Source organism: Mycolicibacterium sp. XJ870 (assembly GCF_053483975.1).
Genome location: NZ_JBEFTI010000001.1, coordinates 1,574,829 through 1,591,358, shown reverse-complemented (window position 1 = coordinate 1,591,358; position 16,530 = coordinate 1,574,829). Strand labels below are relative to the sequence as shown.

21 protein-coding genes and 1 pseudogene are annotated in these 16,530 nt (G+C 66.4%); 8 read left to right on the top strand and 14 right to left on the bottom strand.

Translation table 11 applies throughout. From position 1 onward, the window contains the following. Nucleotides 1–8: 8 nt before the first annotated feature. The 5 genes from recX to ABQF30_RS07945 all read right to left on the bottom strand — a co-directional run bounded on the left by recX (nt 9) and on the right by ABQF30_RS07945 (nt 3,384). A complete protein-coding gene (gene recX / locus ABQF30_RS07965) occupies nt 9–569 on the bottom strand; it encodes a recombination regulator RecX (RefSeq protein WP_448462241.1) in 561 nt (186 codons plus the stop codon). Beyond that, a complete protein-coding gene (gene recA / locus ABQF30_RS07960) occupies nt 538–1,590 on the bottom strand; it encodes a recombinase RecA (protein ID WP_448462240.1) in 1,053 nt (350 codons plus the stop codon). The genes recX and recA overlap by 32 nt, the downstream gene beginning before the upstream one ends. A 168-nt stretch (nt 1,591–1,758) precedes the next feature. Next, nucleotides 1,759–1,962: a hypothetical protein gene (locus ABQF30_RS07955; protein WP_448462239.1), complete on the bottom strand. Its 204-nt coding sequence runs from the start codon at nt 1,960–1,962 to the stop codon at nt 1,759–1,761. Between the two features lie 45 nt (nt 1,963–2,007). After that, nucleotides 2,008–2,202 (bottom strand): DUF3046 domain-containing protein, encoded by a 195-nt coding sequence (locus ABQF30_RS07950; RefSeq protein ID WP_448462238.1) that lies wholly within the window; start codon nt 2,200–2,202, stop codon nt 2,008–2,010. A 9-nt stretch (nt 2,203–2,211) separates the two neighbouring features. After that, nucleotides 2,212–3,384, bottom strand: coding sequence for a glycosyltransferase (locus tag ABQF30_RS07945; RefSeq protein ID WP_448462237.1), 1,173 nt, complete (start codon nt 3,382–3,384; stop codon nt 2,212–2,214). A gap of 40 nt (nt 3,385–3,424) precedes the next feature. Between ABQF30_RS07945 and ABQF30_RS07940 the strand changes: the two genes are divergently transcribed. Next, entirely contained in the window at nt 3,425–3,859 is a 435-nt protein-coding gene (locus tag ABQF30_RS07940) for a limonene-1,2-epoxide hydrolase family protein (RefSeq protein ID WP_448462236.1), read from the top strand. Further along, a complete protein-coding gene (locus tag ABQF30_RS07935) occupies nt 3,856–4,272 on the top strand; it encodes a DUF5313 domain-containing protein (RefSeq protein WP_448462235.1) in 417 nt (138 codons plus the stop codon). The genes ABQF30_RS07940 and ABQF30_RS07935 overlap by 4 nt, the downstream gene beginning before the upstream one ends. Nucleotides 4,273–4,276: 4 nt before the next feature. Here ABQF30_RS07935 and pspM read toward each other — a convergent pair whose 3' ends face one another. The 5 genes from pspM to pgsA form a co-directional block, all read right to left on the bottom strand. Further along, nucleotides 4,277–5,095 (bottom strand): phage shock envelope stress response protein PspM, encoded by an 819-nt coding sequence (pspM, locus tag ABQF30_RS07930; RefSeq protein WP_448462234.1) that lies wholly within the window; start codon nt 5,093–5,095, stop codon nt 4,277–4,279. 20 nt (nt 5,096–5,115) lie between these two features. After that, on the bottom strand, nt 5,116–5,931 hold the full coding sequence (pspA, locus tag ABQF30_RS07925; protein ID WP_448462233.1) for a phage shock protein PspA: 816 nt from the start codon (nt 5,929–5,931) through the stop codon (nt 5,116–5,118). Between the two features lie 147 nt (nt 5,932–6,078). Next, nucleotides 6,079–6,411 carry a transcriptional regulator ClgR gene (gene clgR / locus ABQF30_RS07920; RefSeq protein ID WP_448462232.1) on the bottom strand — a complete coding sequence of 111 codons (333 nt, stop codon included), beginning with the start codon at nt 6,409–6,411 and terminating at the stop codon, nt 6,079–6,081. An 81-nt stretch (nt 6,412–6,492) separates the two neighbouring features. Beyond that, nucleotides 6,493–6,981, bottom strand: a complete 489-nt coding sequence (locus ABQF30_RS07915) for a CinA family protein (RefSeq protein WP_448462231.1) — start codon at nt 6,979–6,981, stop codon at nt 6,493–6,495. Next, nucleotides 6,959–7,564 (bottom strand): CDP-diacylglycerol--glycerol-3-phosphate 3-phosphatidyltransferase, encoded by a 606-nt coding sequence (gene pgsA, locus ABQF30_RS07910; RefSeq protein ID WP_448462230.1) that lies wholly within the window; start codon nt 7,562–7,564, stop codon nt 6,959–6,961. The genes ABQF30_RS07915 and pgsA overlap by 23 nt, the downstream gene beginning before the upstream one ends. A gap of 53 nt (nt 7,565–7,617) precedes the next feature. Here pgsA and ABQF30_RS07905 point away from each other — a divergent pair, with 53 nt between their 5' ends. Further along, nucleotides 7,618–8,139 (top strand): amino-acid N-acetyltransferase, encoded by a 522-nt coding sequence (locus ABQF30_RS07905; protein WP_448463526.1) that lies wholly within the window; start codon nt 7,618–7,620, stop codon nt 8,137–8,139. 3 nt (nt 8,140–8,142) lie between these two features. Here the strand turns inward: ABQF30_RS07905 and ABQF30_RS07900 are convergent, their stop codons facing one another. Beyond that, nucleotides 8,143–10,686, bottom strand: coding sequence for an FtsK/SpoIIIE family DNA translocase (locus ABQF30_RS07900; protein ID WP_448462229.1), 2,544 nt, complete (start codon nt 10,684–10,686; stop codon nt 8,143–8,145). A 159-nt stretch (nt 10,687–10,845) separates the two neighbouring features. Here ABQF30_RS07900 and ABQF30_RS07895 point away from each other — a divergent pair, with 159 nt between their 5' ends. The 3 genes and pseudogenes from ABQF30_RS07895 to ABQF30_RS07885 form a co-directional block, all read left to right on the top strand. Then, a complete protein-coding gene (locus tag ABQF30_RS07895; RefSeq protein WP_448462228.1) occupies nt 10,846–11,160 on the top strand; it encodes a putative quinol monooxygenase in 315 nt (104 codons plus the stop codon). Further along, nucleotides 11,160–11,987, top strand: coding sequence for a mycofactocin-coupled SDR family oxidoreductase (locus ABQF30_RS07890; protein ID WP_448462227.1), 828 nt, complete (start codon nt 11,160–11,162; stop codon nt 11,985–11,987). The genes ABQF30_RS07895 and ABQF30_RS07890 overlap by 1 nt, the downstream gene beginning before the upstream one ends. A 73-nt stretch (nt 11,988–12,060) precedes the next feature. Then, nucleotides 12,061–12,420, top strand: a pseudogene (locus tag ABQF30_RS07885) (class I SAM-dependent methyltransferase); the annotation flags it as partial. Here the strand turns inward: ABQF30_RS07885 and ABQF30_RS07880 are convergent. Further along, nucleotides 12,417–12,824: a group III truncated hemoglobin gene (locus ABQF30_RS07880; RefSeq protein ID WP_448462226.1), complete on the bottom strand. Its 408-nt coding sequence runs from the start codon at nt 12,822–12,824 to the stop codon at nt 12,417–12,419. The pseudogene ABQF30_RS07885 and the gene ABQF30_RS07880 sit on opposite strands and share 4 nt — an antisense overlap. 70 nt (nt 12,825–12,894) lie before the next feature. Between ABQF30_RS07880 and ABQF30_RS07875 the strand changes: the two genes are divergently transcribed. Continuing rightward, complete coding sequence (locus tag ABQF30_RS07875) at nt 12,895–13,521, top strand: helix-turn-helix transcriptional regulator (RefSeq protein ID WP_448462225.1); 627 nt, start codon at nt 12,895–12,897, stop codon at nt 13,519–13,521. Continuing rightward, the gene (locus tag ABQF30_RS07870; protein ID WP_448462224.1) at nt 13,518–13,943 is read left to right on the top strand and encodes a hypothetical protein; all 426 of its coding nucleotides are present in this window, start codon (nt 13,518–13,520) and stop codon (nt 13,941–13,943) included. The genes ABQF30_RS07875 and ABQF30_RS07870 overlap by 4 nt, the downstream gene beginning before the upstream one ends. On the opposite strand, the gene ABQF30_RS07865 is transcribed toward ABQF30_RS07870, so the two are convergent. Next, nucleotides 13,940–15,616, bottom strand: coding sequence for a ribonuclease J (locus tag ABQF30_RS07865; RefSeq protein ID WP_448462223.1), 1,677 nt, complete (start codon nt 15,614–15,616; stop codon nt 13,940–13,942). The genes ABQF30_RS07870 and ABQF30_RS07865 overlap by 4 nt on opposite strands. Then, complete coding sequence (gene dapA, locus ABQF30_RS07860) at nt 15,617–16,525, bottom strand: 4-hydroxy-tetrahydrodipicolinate synthase (RefSeq protein WP_448463524.1); 909 nt, start codon at nt 16,523–16,525, stop codon at nt 15,617–15,619. Nucleotides 16,526–16,530 lie beyond the last annotated feature (5 nt).

Genomic DNA, 16,530 nt, shown 5'->3' with positions numbered 1-16,530 from the left:
CGGTGCGCCTACACGCGGCGCCGCTCCCGCTCACTGGCCAGCTCGACCCGGACGACGTCGAGTGCCATCGACTGGCCGTAACCACGGCGGGCCAGCATGCCGACCAGCCGGCGCGTCACCCTCAACTCGTCGTCATCGGTGAGGCGCTCACGGCGCAGCTTGTCGCGCACCAACTGCTCGGCCCGCTCCCGCTCGGCTCCGGCGTCGATATCCGCCAGCGCCGCGTCGATCACCTCTTTGTCGACACCCTTCTTGCGAAGTTCAACCGCCAACGCCCGCTTACCTTTTCCGGCGTTGGCCTGCCGTGAGCGCACCCATTGCTCGGCGAAGTCCTCGTCGTCGATCAGCCCGACGTCGGTGAGCCGGTCAAGCACCGTCGCGCTGACCTCATCGGGATAGCCGCGCTTGGTCAGCTGCCCTTCGAGTTCGGCGCGGGTACGCGCCCGCACGGTGAGCAGGCGCAGGCACACGTTCTTCGCCTGTTCCTCGCGTTTCCGCGGGTCCTGCGCCTGCTCATCCTCGGGCTTGCCGGACGACTCAGAAGTCGACCGGGGCGGGAAGGACGTCATCAGTTACCTCGGCGGTCACGACGGCACCGATACCGAGCTTCTCTTTGATCTTCTTCTCGATCTCGTTGGCGACGTCGAGGTTCTCGAGCAGGAACTTGCGGGCGTTCTCCTTGCCCTGGCCCAGCTGTTCACCCTCATAGGTGAACCAGGACCCGGACTTGCGGATGAAGCCGTGCTCGACACCCATGTCGATGAGTGAGCCCTCGCGGCTGATGCCGTGGCCGTACAGGATGTCGAACTCGGCCTGCTTGAACGGCGGGGAGACCTTGTTCTTGACGACCTTGACGCGGGTCCGGTTACCGACCGCGTCGGTGCCGTCCTTGAGTGTCTCGATACGGCGGACATCCAGGCGGACCGAGGCGTAGAACTTCAACGCCTTACCGCCCGTTGTGGTTTCGGGCGAGCCGAACATGACGCCGATCTTCTCGCGGAGCTGGTTGATGAAAATCGCGGTGGTGCCGGAGTTGTTCAGCGCGCCGGTCATCTTCCGCAGCGCCTGGCTCATCAGGCGGGCCTGCAGGCCGACGTGACTGTCGCCCATCTCGCCTTCGATCTCGGCGCGGGGCACCAGGGCGGCCACCGAGTCGATCACCAGGATGTCCAGTGCGCCGGAGCGCACCAGCATGTCGGCGATCTCGAGGGCCTGTTCACCGGTGTCGGGCTGGGACACCAGCAGTGAGTCGGTATCCACCCCGAGCTTCTGGGCGTAGTCGGGATCCAGCGCGTGCTCGGCGTCGATGAACGCCGCGATACCGCCGGCGGCTTGCGCATTGGCCACCGCGTGCAGTGCGACGGTGGTCTTACCGGACGATTCCGGACCGTAGATCTCGACGACCCGACCGCGCGGGAGGCCGCCGATGCCGAGTGCCACATCCAGGGCGATCGAACCGGTGGGGATGACAGAGATCGGTTGGCGCACCTCTTCGCCGAGGCGCATCACCGAGCCTTTGCCGAAATTCTTGTCGATCTGGGCCATCGCCAGTTCGAGCGCCTTTTCGCGATCAGGGGCCTGCTGAGCCATGAGGGTGCCTCTCCAAGTAGTCGTGTTGACCGGTGTTCCGATCGGTTGGCCGTGACGCTAAAGCAAGCCACCGACAAGTCGGTCCAACACCGCCCAGAGTAGACGAACACCTGTTCGATTCAAGGTGACACGCCGTGTGACGCTCGGGATCCCGCCGGTCCGCGACGGTCAGCGCCGCCAGTGCGGGAAGTCGTCGAGATCCCGCAGCGTCATGACGAATCCGAATGCGCCAACGGCTATAGCCAGGAAGTACCCGACAGCCGCCTGCCATCCGGTCAGAGCCGACGCGACCAGCCACACCAGCAGAACAGCGCCAATCACCAACAGAACGCCGTAGAGCGGCGTCCGCATCGGATGGTCACCGAGACCCATAGCTCCGGTATACGCCGAAAATGCGAACAGGAAAAGCCGGTCGACTCACCACTGATCGCGTGGCACGTCGAAGTCCGCGCACAGGGCCCGCCACACCTCGCGCGGATCTACGCCGTCCTCGATGGCCCGCACAGCCGTACGTCCACCCAACCCGCCCAGCACATGGTCGACGAGCAGTGAGTGCCCTCGCATGGAGCCGAACTGGCCGTCCACACGTTCATGGAATTCCGTCAACCGCACGGCCCCAACTTACCCAGCGCGCGACAGCGCGTCATGGCACACCCGTACCGGATCTACCACCTCGGTCACCGAGGCTCCGGCACGCGCCGCGGCCTCGCGGTACGACGGCGAGCCGAGCACCATGCCGACTGCCACGGTCAACGCCTCAGCCGTCAGTGGCCGCACGAGCTGCGCACTGCCCTGGCGCACAACACGATTGGCGATCTCCCACTGGTCACCCCCACCTGGCACGACGACCATCGGCACGCCGGCCAGCAGCGTCTTGGACACCATGCCGTGCCCGCCGCCGCAGATCACCAGATCGGCGTGGGACAGCAGTTCGTCCTGGCGGCCCAGACCGACGACCGCCCACGGCGGCACCTGCGCGTCGGGACCGGCAAGCCGCGACACCACAACGCGGGCACCCTCGGGCAGCGTGTCCCCCGGCCGCAGTGACTCCAAGGCCAGCTCGGCCATTCCCTGAGCTCCGGTGACCGCTGTGGACGGCGCAACCACGACCACCGGACCGGGCCCCGGCGGTACTTCGAGCACCGCCGTCGTCGGCTCGAAATGCAGCGGACCCACCACGATGGCCTCGGCCGGCCAGTCCGGGCGCGCCACCTCGAGGGCGGGCAGTGTCGCGATCAGCCGGCGCAGCGGGCCGGGGTCGACGGCGGGAAGGCCGATCTGCACCCGCACCGCCGAACGCTGGGCCAGCCCGGCCCGCCACGATCGCGCGGTCAACGCCCGCATCACGGTGTCGCGCAACCGCCCGCGGATCCCGACGCCGGGCGCCAGCCCACTCCCCAGCGGCGGCAGCCCCTTCGACGGCCGGTACAGCGGATGCGGGTTGAGCTCGATCCACGGCAGCCCGAGCAGTTCGGCCGCCAGCCCACCACACGCGGTGATCACGTCGGACACCACCAGGTCCGGCTTGAGCTCCCGCAACCGGGTCACGTTGAGCTGCGCCATCCGTGCTGCTCGCTGATGAATCTTCGCCCCGGCGTCGGTGTCGTCGTCGAGTTCGGTCGGATCGAGGCCGACCAGTTCGACCGCGTCGACCCCGGCGGCGCGCGCGGTGTCCAGCCATTCGACGCCGGTCAGCAGGGTCGGGGTATCCCCGGCGGCCAGGAACTTCAGGCACAACGCCAGGGCCGGGAAGGCATGTCCGGGATCTGGCCCGGCGACCACAGCTACGCGCACCGGCCTACCCTGCCATAGCCCGGGGCCTTAGGCTTCGGGCATGGCTGACCAATCAACCACAGCACTGCTGAGCCCGACCGCGACGGTCGAGACGTTCCTCAACGCGCTGCAAGACGAGGACTTCGACACGGCCGAGAGCACACTCGCCCAGAACCTCGTCTACCAGAATGTCGGACTGCCGACCATCTACGGACGCAACCGGGCGATCAAGCTCTTCCGGTCGATGCAGGGGCGCGCAGGTTTCGAGGTGAAGATTCACCGGAGTGCGGCCGACGGCGCGTCCGTGCTCACCGAGCGCACGGATGCGCTGACCTTCGGCCCGCTGCGGCTGCAATTCTGGGTCTGCGGAGTGTTCGAAGTACACGACGGCCGAATCACGCTGTGGCGGGACTACTTCGACTTCTTCGATATGTTCAAGGCGACCGTGCGCGGGGTGGCCGGCGTGGTGATTCCGTCACTGCGCGCAACGTTATGAGCAGCACGCTCGAACGGACCAAACCCAACCCGGTCCAGTTCGTCGGCTACTGCATGGGCCGACGACTGCCGGATTCGATGCGCGACTGGGTGCGCGAAGACCTGACGAGTAAAGGCGCCACCCGCCGGATGATGCTGCGGGTGCTGGTTCCCGCCGTGCTCGTCCTGGCCCCGTTCTGGCTGATCCCGACAACGCTGGACGTACACCTGAGCATGACGGTGCCGATCCTCATCCCCTTCATCTACTTCTCTCACGCGCTGAACAAGATTTGGCGCCGCCACATGCTCAGGCTGCACGGGCTGGACCCGAGTCTTGTCGACAAGCTCAAGCGCGAGAAGGATGCGCACATCCATCAGGCCTACATCGAGAAGTACGGCCCGCGGTCCGGGCCACCCAGCAGCAGCGCCGTCTGAGCCGTCAGGCCCGGCGCAGCTGACCCAGCTCGTCGAACGCCTGCGCCCAGCCGATCAGGCGGTCGGTGGCGCCGCTCAACTCGTTGCGATAGCGCTGCTGCGACAGCGGCGACGCCGACGCCTGCCCGCTGTTTGCCGCCGACACCAATTGCGCTGCCGCGGTGACCATTTCGTTGTACTGGCGAACACCCTGACCCAACTGCGCGGTGAATGCGTTGATGGTGGGCACCAAATGCGGGCGTGAATGCGGGGCGTTGCTGACCGCCCGCTCCATGGACACCACTTCGTTGGCGGTCGCGGCCATGGTTCGCGCGGTCTGGTTCGCGACCGCGGTCAGCTCGCGCAGTTCGTCGGCGGGAAGTATCCGACCGCGCTCCATGACGCCGAGCAGCGAGAACATGCCCCGCTCGGAGGCCACCAGTGCTGCCATCGGCTGGCGGGCAGCCGAACCCCACGGCGGCAACCGCCGCCCGATCGTGGGGCGCTCCGCCGGTAGCGGCGCAGACCGCAGCCACCGATAACGCAACCATGCCAGGGTCGCGGGAAATGCCGCACCCGCGGCGATGGCACCGGTGATGATCAGAACCCAGAACGGAGTGCTCCACGCCGCCAGAAGTGCGGTGACCAGGACCCAGAACCCGCACGACAGCGTGAAGAACACGCCGAACCGCAGCGCCCACCGCCGCTTCCGCAGCTGCTTGGCGCGCGGGTCAGCAGCGGCGCTGAGCTTGTCGGCGAGTGCCGCCGACACATCTGCAGCGGTGTCTGTCCACCGCTGCAGCAGTGACCGCCAGGCTTCTGGTCGACCGGTCTTGGTAGCCATGATCTAGGACACTCGAATCGCTATTGACTGAGCGGGTTTTCCGGGGTGGCCGGAGTCTGGTTGGGCGCCGGGGCGGCCGGCGTGGCCTGGGTGGCACCGCCGCTGGGCAGGGCGTCCCCACGCATCGAGGCACGGATCTGCTCCAGCCGGGAATGGCCGGCCATCTGCACGCTTGCCGACTGCACTTCCATCATCCGGCCCTGCACCGAGTTCTGTGCGAGCTCAGCCTCGCCCATGGCGTTGGCGTAGCGACGTTCGATCTTCTGGCGCACCTCATCGAGGCTGGGTGTGGTGCCCGGTGCCGCCATCTCGCTCATCGACCGCAACGACGAACTGACCTGCTCCTGCATCTTGGCCTGTTCGAGCTGCGAGAGCAGCTTGGTGCGCTCGGCGATCTTCTGCTGCAGCATCATGGCGTTCTGCTCCACGGCCTTCTTGGCCTGTCCGGCGGCCTGCAGTGCCTGATCGTGCAAGCCCTTGAGATCCTCGACGCTCTGTTCGGCGGTGACCAGTTGCGCGGCGAACGCCTCCGCGGCGTTGTTGTACTCCGTGGCCTTGGCGGCATCGCCGGCGGCAGTGGCCTGGTCGGCAAGAGTGAGCGCCTGACGCACGTTGACCTGCAGCTTCTCGATGTCGGCGAGTTGGCGGTTGAGGCGCATCTCGAGCTGACGCTGGTTGCCGATCACTTGGGCGGCCTGCTGGGTCAACGCCTGGTGCTGACGCTGCGCATCCTCGATGGCCTGCTGAATCTGCACCTTCGGGTCGGCGTATTCGTCGACCTTGGAGCTGAACAGCGCCATCAGGTACTTCCATGCCTTGACGAACGGATTGGCCATGGGTTCGTTCCGCCTTGTCTATCGGGCTTCAGTTGTTCGGACTTGCGATTTTTTGCTCTGCTGCCAACTTATCGGGTTCGGGCATGCCGCCACAGCCCCGCTGCGTGTTGGGGAGGCGTGTTGGGCGAATATCGCTTCACCTTGCGGTCAGGCCACTGCCATCGAGACGACCTGCGGGATGACCACCTTGGTCGCGGCATCGATGTGCGCGACGTGGGCGAGGTTGGCCGCGACGGCATCGCGTTCGCGGCGCGCCATGCCGTCCCCGGCATCGGTCAGCACCCGCGACAACGGAATATCGAGCGCATCGCAGATGGAGCTGAGCAGTTCGCTCGAAGCCTCCTTGCGGCCACGCTCCACCTCGGACAGATAACCGAGGCTGACCCGGGCCGCGTCGGACACCTCCCGCAGGGTGCGTCCCTGCTCGGTACGGGCGTTGCGCAGCACGTCGCCAATCACCTCGCGCAGCAATGCCGTCATAGTGCCCTCCTTCGGTGGCCGTCAGCGGTTCGCTATCTGCAAAACGCTGAAACCCACCCGGATGGTTCCCGACTGAGCCAACTATTGCTGTTCGACCAGCGCCCGCAACCGGGCGATCGCCTCATTGACCGCGGCCAGCCGGATATCCCAGCGGGAACCGGACAGCGCGAGTTCGACGACCTCGGTGTCCATCGGACCGGCGAGCCCCAGAAACACCGTGCCTGCCGGATGCCCACCATGCGGTTCGGGCCCGGCCACCCCGGTGAGGCTGACGCCCCAGGTGGCCGCGCAGCGTTGACGGGCTCCGACGGCCAATGCGCGTGCGGTGGGAGCGGCGACCGGACCGACGGCGTCGAGCACTTGCGGCGCCACACCGGCCAACCAGATCTTGGTGTCCTCGGTGTAGGTGATCAGGCCGCCGTGCAACACCGCACTGGCACCGGGCACGCCTGCCAGCGTGGCAGCGAGCAGGCCCGCTGTCAGCGACTCTGCGGTGGCCACGCTTTGGCCGTGCACCGTGAGGTCAGCGACCAGCGCGCGAGCATCTTCAGTGACGAGCGGGTCGTCCACGGGAGTCCCTGATCGCCGAAATCACGTAGTCGACACCGGTAAGGACAGTCAGCACCACGGCCGCCCACATGGTCACCCACGCCACCGTCAGCCAGAGACTCGGCCAGGACTGCAGCGGCAACACGAACAGCCCGATTGCGACTGCCTGCACCAGGGTCTTGAGCTTGCCGCCGCGGCTGGCCGGAATCACGCCGTGACGCAGCACCGCGAAACGCAGCACGGTGATTCCTATCTCACGTGTCAGGATTACCGCGGTCATCCACCATGGCAGATCGCCCAGCATCGCCAAACCGACGAGCGCCGCACCGATCAGTGCCTTGTCGGCGATGGGGTCGGCGAGTGTGCCGAACTCGGTCACCATGCCGTAGCTACGGGCCAATGCCCCGTCGAACCGGTCGGTGATCACCGCCACCGCGAACACCGCGAAAGCAGCTAGGCGCCAAGTCGTTTCGTGGCCGCCGTCGACGAACAACAGCACCAGGAACACCGGCACGAGCACCAGCCGCACACCGGTGAGCATGTTGGCGAGGTTGGCCACGCGCGCGCGCGGGACCACCGGATCGGTAGGAGGCTGGCCCGGCACCGCAACAGAATATCCGTTGCCGAGACCGATACTCTCCACCTGTGAACGGAGGCGTGAATCCAGGCCAAGCAGAAGCGGCTTCGCGCCCTGTGGTGAGACGCGCCCGCACCTCCGATGTTTCCGCCATCAAGAACCTCGTCGACATCTACGCCGGGAAGATTCTGCTGGAGAAGAACCTGGTGACGTTGTACGAGGCGGTCCAGGAATTCTGGGTCGTCGAACTCGACGGCGAACTCGTCGGGTGCGGCGCCCTGCACGTGTTATGGGCCGACCTGGGTGAGGTGCGCACAGTCGCGGTGCACCCGAGGGTCCGTGGCGCCGGAGTCGGGCATCTGCTGGTGGAGCGACTGCTTGAGGTCGCTCGCGACCTGCACCTGCAGCGGATCTTCGTGTTGACCTTCGAAGTCGACTTCTTCACCAAGCACGGTTTCGAGGAGATCGACGGCACCCCGGTGACCGCGGAGGTGTTCGAGGAGATGCGCCGCTCCTACGACACCGGCGTGGCCGAGTTCCTCGACCTGTCCTACGTCAAACCCAACACGTTGGGCAACACCCGGATGTTGTTGACGCTCTAGGCCTCAGAATTCCTCGTCGTCGTCTTCGGCGTCGGCACCGTTGGCGTCGGCGCCGCCCCGGATCAGCGCCAGGGTGCCCGCCAGTTCGTCGGGCTTGACCAACACCTCGCGCGCCTTGGAGCCCTCGGACGGGCCGACGATGTTGCGGGTCTCCATCAGATCCATCAACCGGCCCGCCTTGGCGAACCCGACCCGCAGCTTGCGCTGCAGCATTGAGGTAGAGCCGAACTGTGACGACACCACGAGTTCGACGGCCTGTAGGAAGACGTCCATGTCGTCGCCGATATCGGGATCGACGTCGGTGCGTTCCCCGCTCGGCTTGGCCTTGGTGACCCCGTCGACGAACTCCGGCTCGGCCTGTTCCTTGGTGGCCTCGACGACGGCGTGGATCTCCTCGTCGGTGATGAACGCACCCTGCAGACGGATCGGCTTGTTGGCGCCCATCGGCAGGAACAGTCCGTCACCCATACCGATCAGCTTCTCGGCGCCTGCCTGGTCCAGGATGACGCGGCTGTCGGTGAGTGACGAGGTGGCGAACGCCAGCCGTGACGGCACGTTGGTCTTGATCAGCCCCGTCACGACATCCACCGACGGCCGTTGCGTGGCCAGGACCAGGTGAATACCAGCTGCCCGAGCCTTTTGGGTGATCCGCACGATGGCGTCTTCGACGTCACGCGGCGCGGTCATCATCAGGTCGGCGAGCTCGTCGACGATGGCCAGGATGTACGGGTAGGGCTTGTAGACACGCTCACTGCCCAGCGGTGTGGTGATCTCGCCGGAGCGCACCTTCTCGTTGAACACGTCGATGTGGCGGACCCGGGAGGCCTGCATGTCCTGGTAGCGCTGCTCCATCTCCTCGACCAGCCAGGCGAGCGCGGCTGCGGCCTTCTTGGGCTGCGTGATGATCGGTGTGATGAGGTGCGGAATGCCTTCGTACGGCGTGAGTTCCACCATCTTCGGGTCGATCAGGATCATCCTGACCTCCTCGGGGGTGGCCCGGGCCAACAGCGACACCAGCATCGAGTTGACGAAGCTGGACTTGCCCGAACCCGTGGAGCCGGCCACCAGCAGGTGCGGCATCTTGGCCAGGTTCGCCGAGATGAAGTCGCCCTCGATGTCCTTGCCCAGCCCGATCACCAGCGGGTGGTGGTCGCGCCGGGTGCTGGGTGCGGTGAGTACATCGGAAAGCCGCACCATCTCCCGGTCGGTGTTGGGAACCTCGATGCCGACGGCTGACTTACCGGGGATCGGCGCCAGCATCCGGACGCTCTCGGTGGCCACCGCGTAGGCGATGTTGCGGTGCAACGCGGTGATCTTCTCGACCTTGACGCCGGGGCCGAGCTCGACCTCGTAGCGGGTGACGGTCGGCCCACGAGTGCAGCCGGTGACCGCGGCGTCCACCTTGAACTGCTCCAATACCGAGGTGATGGAGGCTTCCATCTGGTCGTTGGCGGCCGTCCGCAGCTTCGGCGGGTCACCCGCGATCAGCAGGTCCAGCGGGGGCAGAACGTACGGGCCCTCGACGATACGGTCGAGAACCAGGGTGTCGTCGGGCTTCTTGGCCGCACCGGCCTTCTTCCCGCGTGGCTTGACGGCGGGCTCCGGTACGGTCGGCGCGTCTTCCAGCGGGTAGTTGTCCATCGGGGTGCCTGCCGGCGCCTTGGGAGCCTCGATGGCTTTGGTGTCCGAGGTCGGCCAGGTCTGCGCCTGGTCGTCGGCCGGAGCGTCGTAGTAGCCGTCGGAGAAATCCTCGGTGTCGGCATCCGCGTACTCGTCGTACTCGTCGTCGTAGTAGCCGTCGTCGTCACGGAACATCCGGGTGCTGAACATCGCCTGGACCGTCGACGGCACCTCTCGGATCGTCGTTCCGGTGACCAGCAGCACGCCGAACAGCACGGCGATGAACAGCAACGGTGCAGCGATCCAGGGGGTCAGGCCGTCGGACAGTGGGCCACCCATGGCGAATCCGAGGAAGCCGGCGCCCTGCTGGCGCGCGATGGGGTCGACGGGCGATCCCGACCACAGATGCCACAGGCCTAACGCAGGTAGCGCGATCATGGCCGTCCCGAGAATCAGCCGGGGCCGCGATTCCGGGTCGGGCTCGGTACGCATCAGGGTGACGGCGATCGCGCCGAGCACGATCGGGACGAGTACGACGGGTCCGCCGATCAGCGTCCGCAGCGCGGTGTCGATCCACGCGCCCACCGGACGGGCGGCGTCGAACCATGAGCTGGCGGCGACGACGACCGCGATGCCCAGCAACGCCAGCGCGATGCCGTCACGGCGGTGGCCGGGTTCGATGTCTCGGGCGCGTCCGACCGAACGGGCGGTCGAACCGGCGCCTTTGGCCAGCATCAGCCATCCGGCGCGGGCACCGCGGCCGAGCTTCTGACCTGCGGCCGCCACCGGCGAGCCGTGCGACTTCCGGGCGGGCGTGCGCCGTGGCGGGGCGGGGCGCGTCGGCGCCTTACGCCGGGCCCCGCTCTGCGAACCGGCCTTTGACCTGCTCGAACGCGCTCCAGATCGGGCAGCGGTCTTGTTAGCCATGGGTGCAAGCCTAGTCGCATATGCCTCAAATTCACCATCTGCCACACAGGTCACAAGCTCATATCGATAACAACTTAGCTATACGAACCGATCTCACGCGGTTTGTCGCTAGGGTGGACAGTCGTCCAGCTTTGGTTCTCATCGAGGAGTTCTCTGCATATGCCTGTTGTCGTCGTCGCCACCATGAAGGCCAAGCCCGAGTCCGTGGACGCGGTCCGGGAAGCCTGCACCAAGGCCATCAAGGCAGTGCACGACGAGCCCGGCTGCGAGCTCTATTCACTGCACGAGGCCGACGGCACGTTCGTCTTCATCGAGCAGTGGGCCGACGCCGAGGCACTCAAAACCCACAGCTCGGCCCCCGCCATCGGCACCCTGTTCGGGACCGTCGGCGACCTGCTCGACGGCGCGCCCGACATCAAGATGCTGCAGCCCGTTGTCGCCGGCGACCCTGCCAAGGGCCAGCTGCGTCCCTGATGACTGCCGACGGTCCCCTGAAAGGCAAGGTCGCATTCATCACGGGTGCCGCGCGCGGCCAGGGCCGCGCCGAGGCGCTCCGACTGGCCGCCGACGGAGCCGACATCATCGCGGTGGATCTGTGTGACCAGATCGCGTCGGTCCCCTATCCGATGGCTACACCCGACGACCTGGCCGCCACGGTCAAACTCGTCGAGGACACCGGCGCGCGGATCGTCGCGCAGCGGGCCGATGTTCGCGACGAAGCAGCCCTGGGCGCCGCGCTGAAGGCCGGCGTCGACGAACTCGGGCGGCTCGACATCGTGGTGGCCAATGCCGGGATCGCGCCGATGCAGTCGGGGCCAGAGGGGTGGCGCGACGTCGTCGACGTGAATCTCACCGGGGTACACCACACCGTCGAGGTGTCGATGCCGACGATGATCGAACAGGGCGACGGCGGGTCGATCGTGTTGATCAGCTCGGCGGCAGGCCTGATCGGTATCGGGGGTGGCGATCGCGGTTCACTCGGGTACACCGCGGCCAAGCACGGCATAGTCGGGTTGATGCGTGCCTACGCCAACCACCTCGCACCGCACAGCATCAGGGTGAATTCGATCCATCCCACGGGTGTCGACACGCCGATGATCAACAACGAGTTCACCCGCTCGTGGCTGACACAGGTCGCCGAGGAGGCCGAAGTACCGGCGAATCTGGGCAACGCCCTTCCGGTGTCGATGGTTCAGTCCGAGGACATCGCCAACGCGGTGGCCTGGCTGGTGTCCGATCAGGCTCGTTACGTCACCGGGGTGACCCTTCCGGTGGATGCGGGCATCGTCAACAAGCGATGAGCCGCAACGCTGCGGCTCAAACCGCTTTCGGCCCGATGGCGCTGGCCGCCATCGAGCAGTACGAGCCACCACCTTCTTCGTCTGGGAAGGCGTCACACAGTACTTGAGCGCCGACGGCGTCGGGCAGACGTTCGGTTTCCTGCGCACCGCTGCGCCCGGCAGTCGCCTGGTGTTCACCCATGTCCGAAGGGATTTCATCGACGGCACCAACCGTTACGGTGCTGAATCGCTGTATCGGCGATTCCGGATCCGCCAGCAGCTGTGGCAGTTCGGACTCAACCCCGACGAGGTCGGATCATTCATCCAGCCCTACGGGTGGCAGCTGGTGGAGCAGGCCGGGCCTGACTACCTCACCCAGCACTACATCGGCCCGGCCGGTCGCAGGCTCGAGGCTTCCCAGATCGAATGGACTGTGTACGCCGAAAAGCGTTAGCACGCAATCAAAGCGTCTAGTTCGGCCGCATCCTTGCCTGCCAGTCGACGGTGCATCGCCTTGGCGATCCGGGCGGCCTGAAGCTTGGCACGGTCAGCATGCGGCCCCTGATACAAATCGTCGACGGTCTCATTCCACAGGGTGAGCCATCGCACGAAATGGCGTGCAGACAACGGATGTTGGGCATGCAACGCGCGGTGCACGACCAACGCGTTGCCGCGGTAGAGGCCCGCCCGGAACAGGACCGTCTCCCAGAAATCGCACATCACGGGGAGATGGGATTCCAGACCCTTGCTGCGTAGTTCGGTGAACGACTCAGCGAGGACCGGATCATTGAGCGCCCTGCCGTAGAACCGCCACAACATCAGCTCCACATCCGCACGGTCCACCAAATCGTCAGCCATCGGGACGCCTTCTCCGGGCGTTTCGAATCGCCCTAGTTTTTACAACATCGAGTTGTATAAACTCTAGCTCATGGTCTCCGCGGTCGGAAGGCGCCGAATCGATGTGCTGACCGCCTTGAAGGCGTCGCGCACGCCGTTGAGCATCGCGCAGATCGCCGCCCAACTCGGGGTGCACGCCAATACCGTGCGGTTTCACCTGGACACCCTGCTCGACAACAGACAAGTCGAACGCGTCCAACCGCACCACCGCGGCCCGGGCCGTCCACCCCAGCTCTACCGGGCGATCCGCCGGATGGACCCTCACGGGCCGACGCGCTACCGGATGCTCGCCGAGATCCTCATCCAGGGACTCGCCGCTGATGAGAACCCGGCCGCCAAAGCACTCGAGATCGGGCGCACGTGGGGACGCACTGTGGAGCGCCCGGCGACCGACTCCCCTCTCGACGCCATGGTCGGACTGCTCGAAGAATTCGGCTTCGCGCCCGAGCCGCCGGTGGCCGGCGAACTGAGGTTGCGGCACTGCCCGTTCCTCGAACTCGCGACGACGCCCGCTGCGGTGGTGTGCTCGATCCACCTGGGACTGATGCAGGGTGCGCTGGAAAGCTGGCAGGCGCCGCTCACCGTTGATCGACTGGAGGCCTTCGTCGAGCCCGACATGTGCCTGGCTCACCTCACCGCGAATGGAGAAGTCCGATGAACGCCCCCGCTGCCGTCGCAGTTGCCGCCATATTCTGTTGGCTCGGCATGGTGTTGGCGATCTCGTTCTTGGAGGCACCACTCAAGTTCCGCGCACCCGGGGTAACCCTGCAAGTCGGGCTCGGCATCGGTCGGCTGGTGTTCCGGGCGCTCAACGCCGTCGAAATCGCTTTTGCCGCAGGCATTCTCGTTGCAGTGACGATCGACCCCCCGCAGCCGGCCGTCAGCGTGGCCATCGGGATTGCCGTGCTGACGCTGGCGGTGCAACTGCTCGCGGTGCGGCCCCGGTTGACACGTCGCTCCAATGCGGTGCTGGCCGGCGAAGACTCCGGGCGCTCACGTGCCCACTACGCCTATGTCGCGCTGGAAACCGTCAAGGTCCTCGCCTTGTTGACCGGCGGAATCCTGCTATTGGCGGGCTAGATCTCGATCACAGTTGGCACGATCATCGGCTGGCGCCGGTAGGTCTCCCCCACCCACTTGCCGATTGTGCGACGCACGGCCTGCGCGATCCGTGTCGGATCGGTGACATTGTCGGCGGCAAGGGTTTCCAGCTCGCGCTCCACCTTGCGCGCCACCGGTTCCAGCGCCTTGGGGTCTTCGGAGAATCCCCGCGAATGCAGGTGCGCGGGACCGGCAGGCCGGCCGGTACCCCGGTGGACGACCACCGTCACGGCGATGAAACCCGAAGTCAGGATGAGGCGTTCGCCGAGAGTGGCATCGCCGACATCGCCGGTGATCAACCCGTCGACGAACATCTTGCCCACCGTCACAGCGCCGGAAATCGACGCCTTGCCGGCCACCAGATCGACGCTGACACCGTTCTCGGCCAACACGATGTTCTCCGGAGGTACGCCGGCGCGGGCCGCCAGTGCAGCGTTGGCACGCAGGTGCCGCCAGGTGCCGTGCACCGGCATCACATTGCGGGGCCGGACGCCGTTGTAGAGGAACAGCAGCTCGCCGGCGTACGCGTGACCGGAAACGTGCACGCGCGCTTGGGCATTGGTGACGACGCGGGTCCCGATCTTGGCGAGCGCGTCGATGACCCCGTAAACGGCCTCCTCGTTGCCCGGGATCAGCGACGACGAGAGGATGATCAGATCGCCCGACGTCAACGTGATGCTGCGATGCTCGCCCCGCGACATACGCGACAGAGCGGCCATCGGCTCACCCTGGGTTCCGGTGGTGATCAGCACAACCCGATCCGGCGGCATCATCTCTGCGGCACCGATCTCGAGGACGTCGGAATCGTCGACCCGCAGATAACCCAACTCGCGGGCGATACCCATGTTGCGCACCATCGACCGACCAACGAACGACACCCGCCTGCCCAGCGCCACGGCGGCGTCGATGATCTGTTGCACACGATCGACATTCGAGGCGAAGCACGCGACGATCACCCGGCCGTCGGCGCCGCGGATCAGCCGGTGCAGCGTCGGGCCGATCTCACTCTCCGACGGGCTGACGCCCGGAATCTCGGAATTGGTTGAGTCACAGAGGAACAGGTCGACCCCGGCGTCGCCGAGCCGTGACATCCCGGGCAGGTCGGTGGGGCGGCCGTCCAGCGGCAGCTGGTCGAGCTTGATGTCGCCCGTGTGCAGCACCGTGCCCGCCCCGGTGTGGATGGCGACGGCGAGGCAGCCCGGAATCGAGTGGTTGACCGCGAAGTATTCGCACTCGAACACCCCGTGCCTGCTGCTTTGGCGCTCGCCCACCTCGACGAACACCGGTTTGATGCGGTGCTCACGGCACTTCTCGCGGATCAGCGCGATGGTGAACTTGGACCCGACGACCGGGATGTCGGGCCGCAATTTGAGTAGGAACGGGATCGCGCCGATGTGATCCTCGTGCGCATGCGTGACGACAAGGGCCTCGACGTCGTCAAGGCGATGTTCGACATGACGCAGATCGGGCAGGATCAGGTCCACGCCGGGTTCGTCGTGCCCGGGGAACAGCACCCCGCAATCCACGATGAGCAACCGGCCGAGGTGCTCGAAAACGGTCATGTTTCGGCCGATCTCGCTGATCCCGCCCAGCGCGGTGACCCGCAGACCGCCAGGAGCCAGCGGTGCGGGCGGCGCGAGATCGGTACTCATCTACCGCAACACCGTAGCCGCGCGCAGGTCGGCGGCGAGAGCCTCGACCTCGTCGGGCGAAGCCGGAATCTGCGGCAACCGCGGTTCGCCGACCTCGAATCCCTGCAGTCGCAACCCCGCCTTGGACATTGTCACGCCACCCAGCCGGGCCTGAGCTGCTGCCAGCGGGGCCAACGTGACGTTGATCTTGCGTGCGGTGGCGATATCACCGGAGTTGAACGCGGACAACATATCCCGCAATTGGCCGGCAGCCAGGTGACCCCACACGCTGACGAATCCAACCGCGCCCATCGCCAGCCACGGCAGGTTCAGCGCGTCATCGCCCGAGTAGTAGACAAGCCCGGTCTCTGCGATGATCTGGCCGCCGCCGGGCAGATCGCCCTTGGCGTCTTTGACGCCCACGATGTTCGGGTGCTCGGCAAGCGTGCGAATGGTGTCCCAGGCGATCGGGATGGACGAGCGCGCCGGGATGTCGTAGAGCAGCACCGGCAACTCGGTGGCGTCGGCGACCGTCGTGAAGTGTGCGATCAACCCCGCCTGCGGAGGCCGCGAGTAGTACGGGGTGACCACGAGCAGCCCATGCGCACCCTCGGCGGCGCAAGCCTTGGCAAGGTCGACGCTGTGGGCGGTGTCATAGCTGCCGGCTCCGGTGATGACCCGGGCGCGATCTCCGACGGCTTCCAGCACCGCACGCAGCAGGGCCAGCTTCTCGTCGTCGGTGGTCGTCGGCGATTCGCCGGTGGTGCCCGACAGCACCAACCCATCGCATCCGGCGTCTACGAGGTGAGCAGCCAACCGGGCCGCAGCATCGAGGTCGAGCGACCCATCGGGCTTGAACGGCGTCACCATAGCGGTCAGCATGGTGCCCAACTGGGCGGTTACGTCGATGCCGCTGGTGCTCACGGGCAACAAGA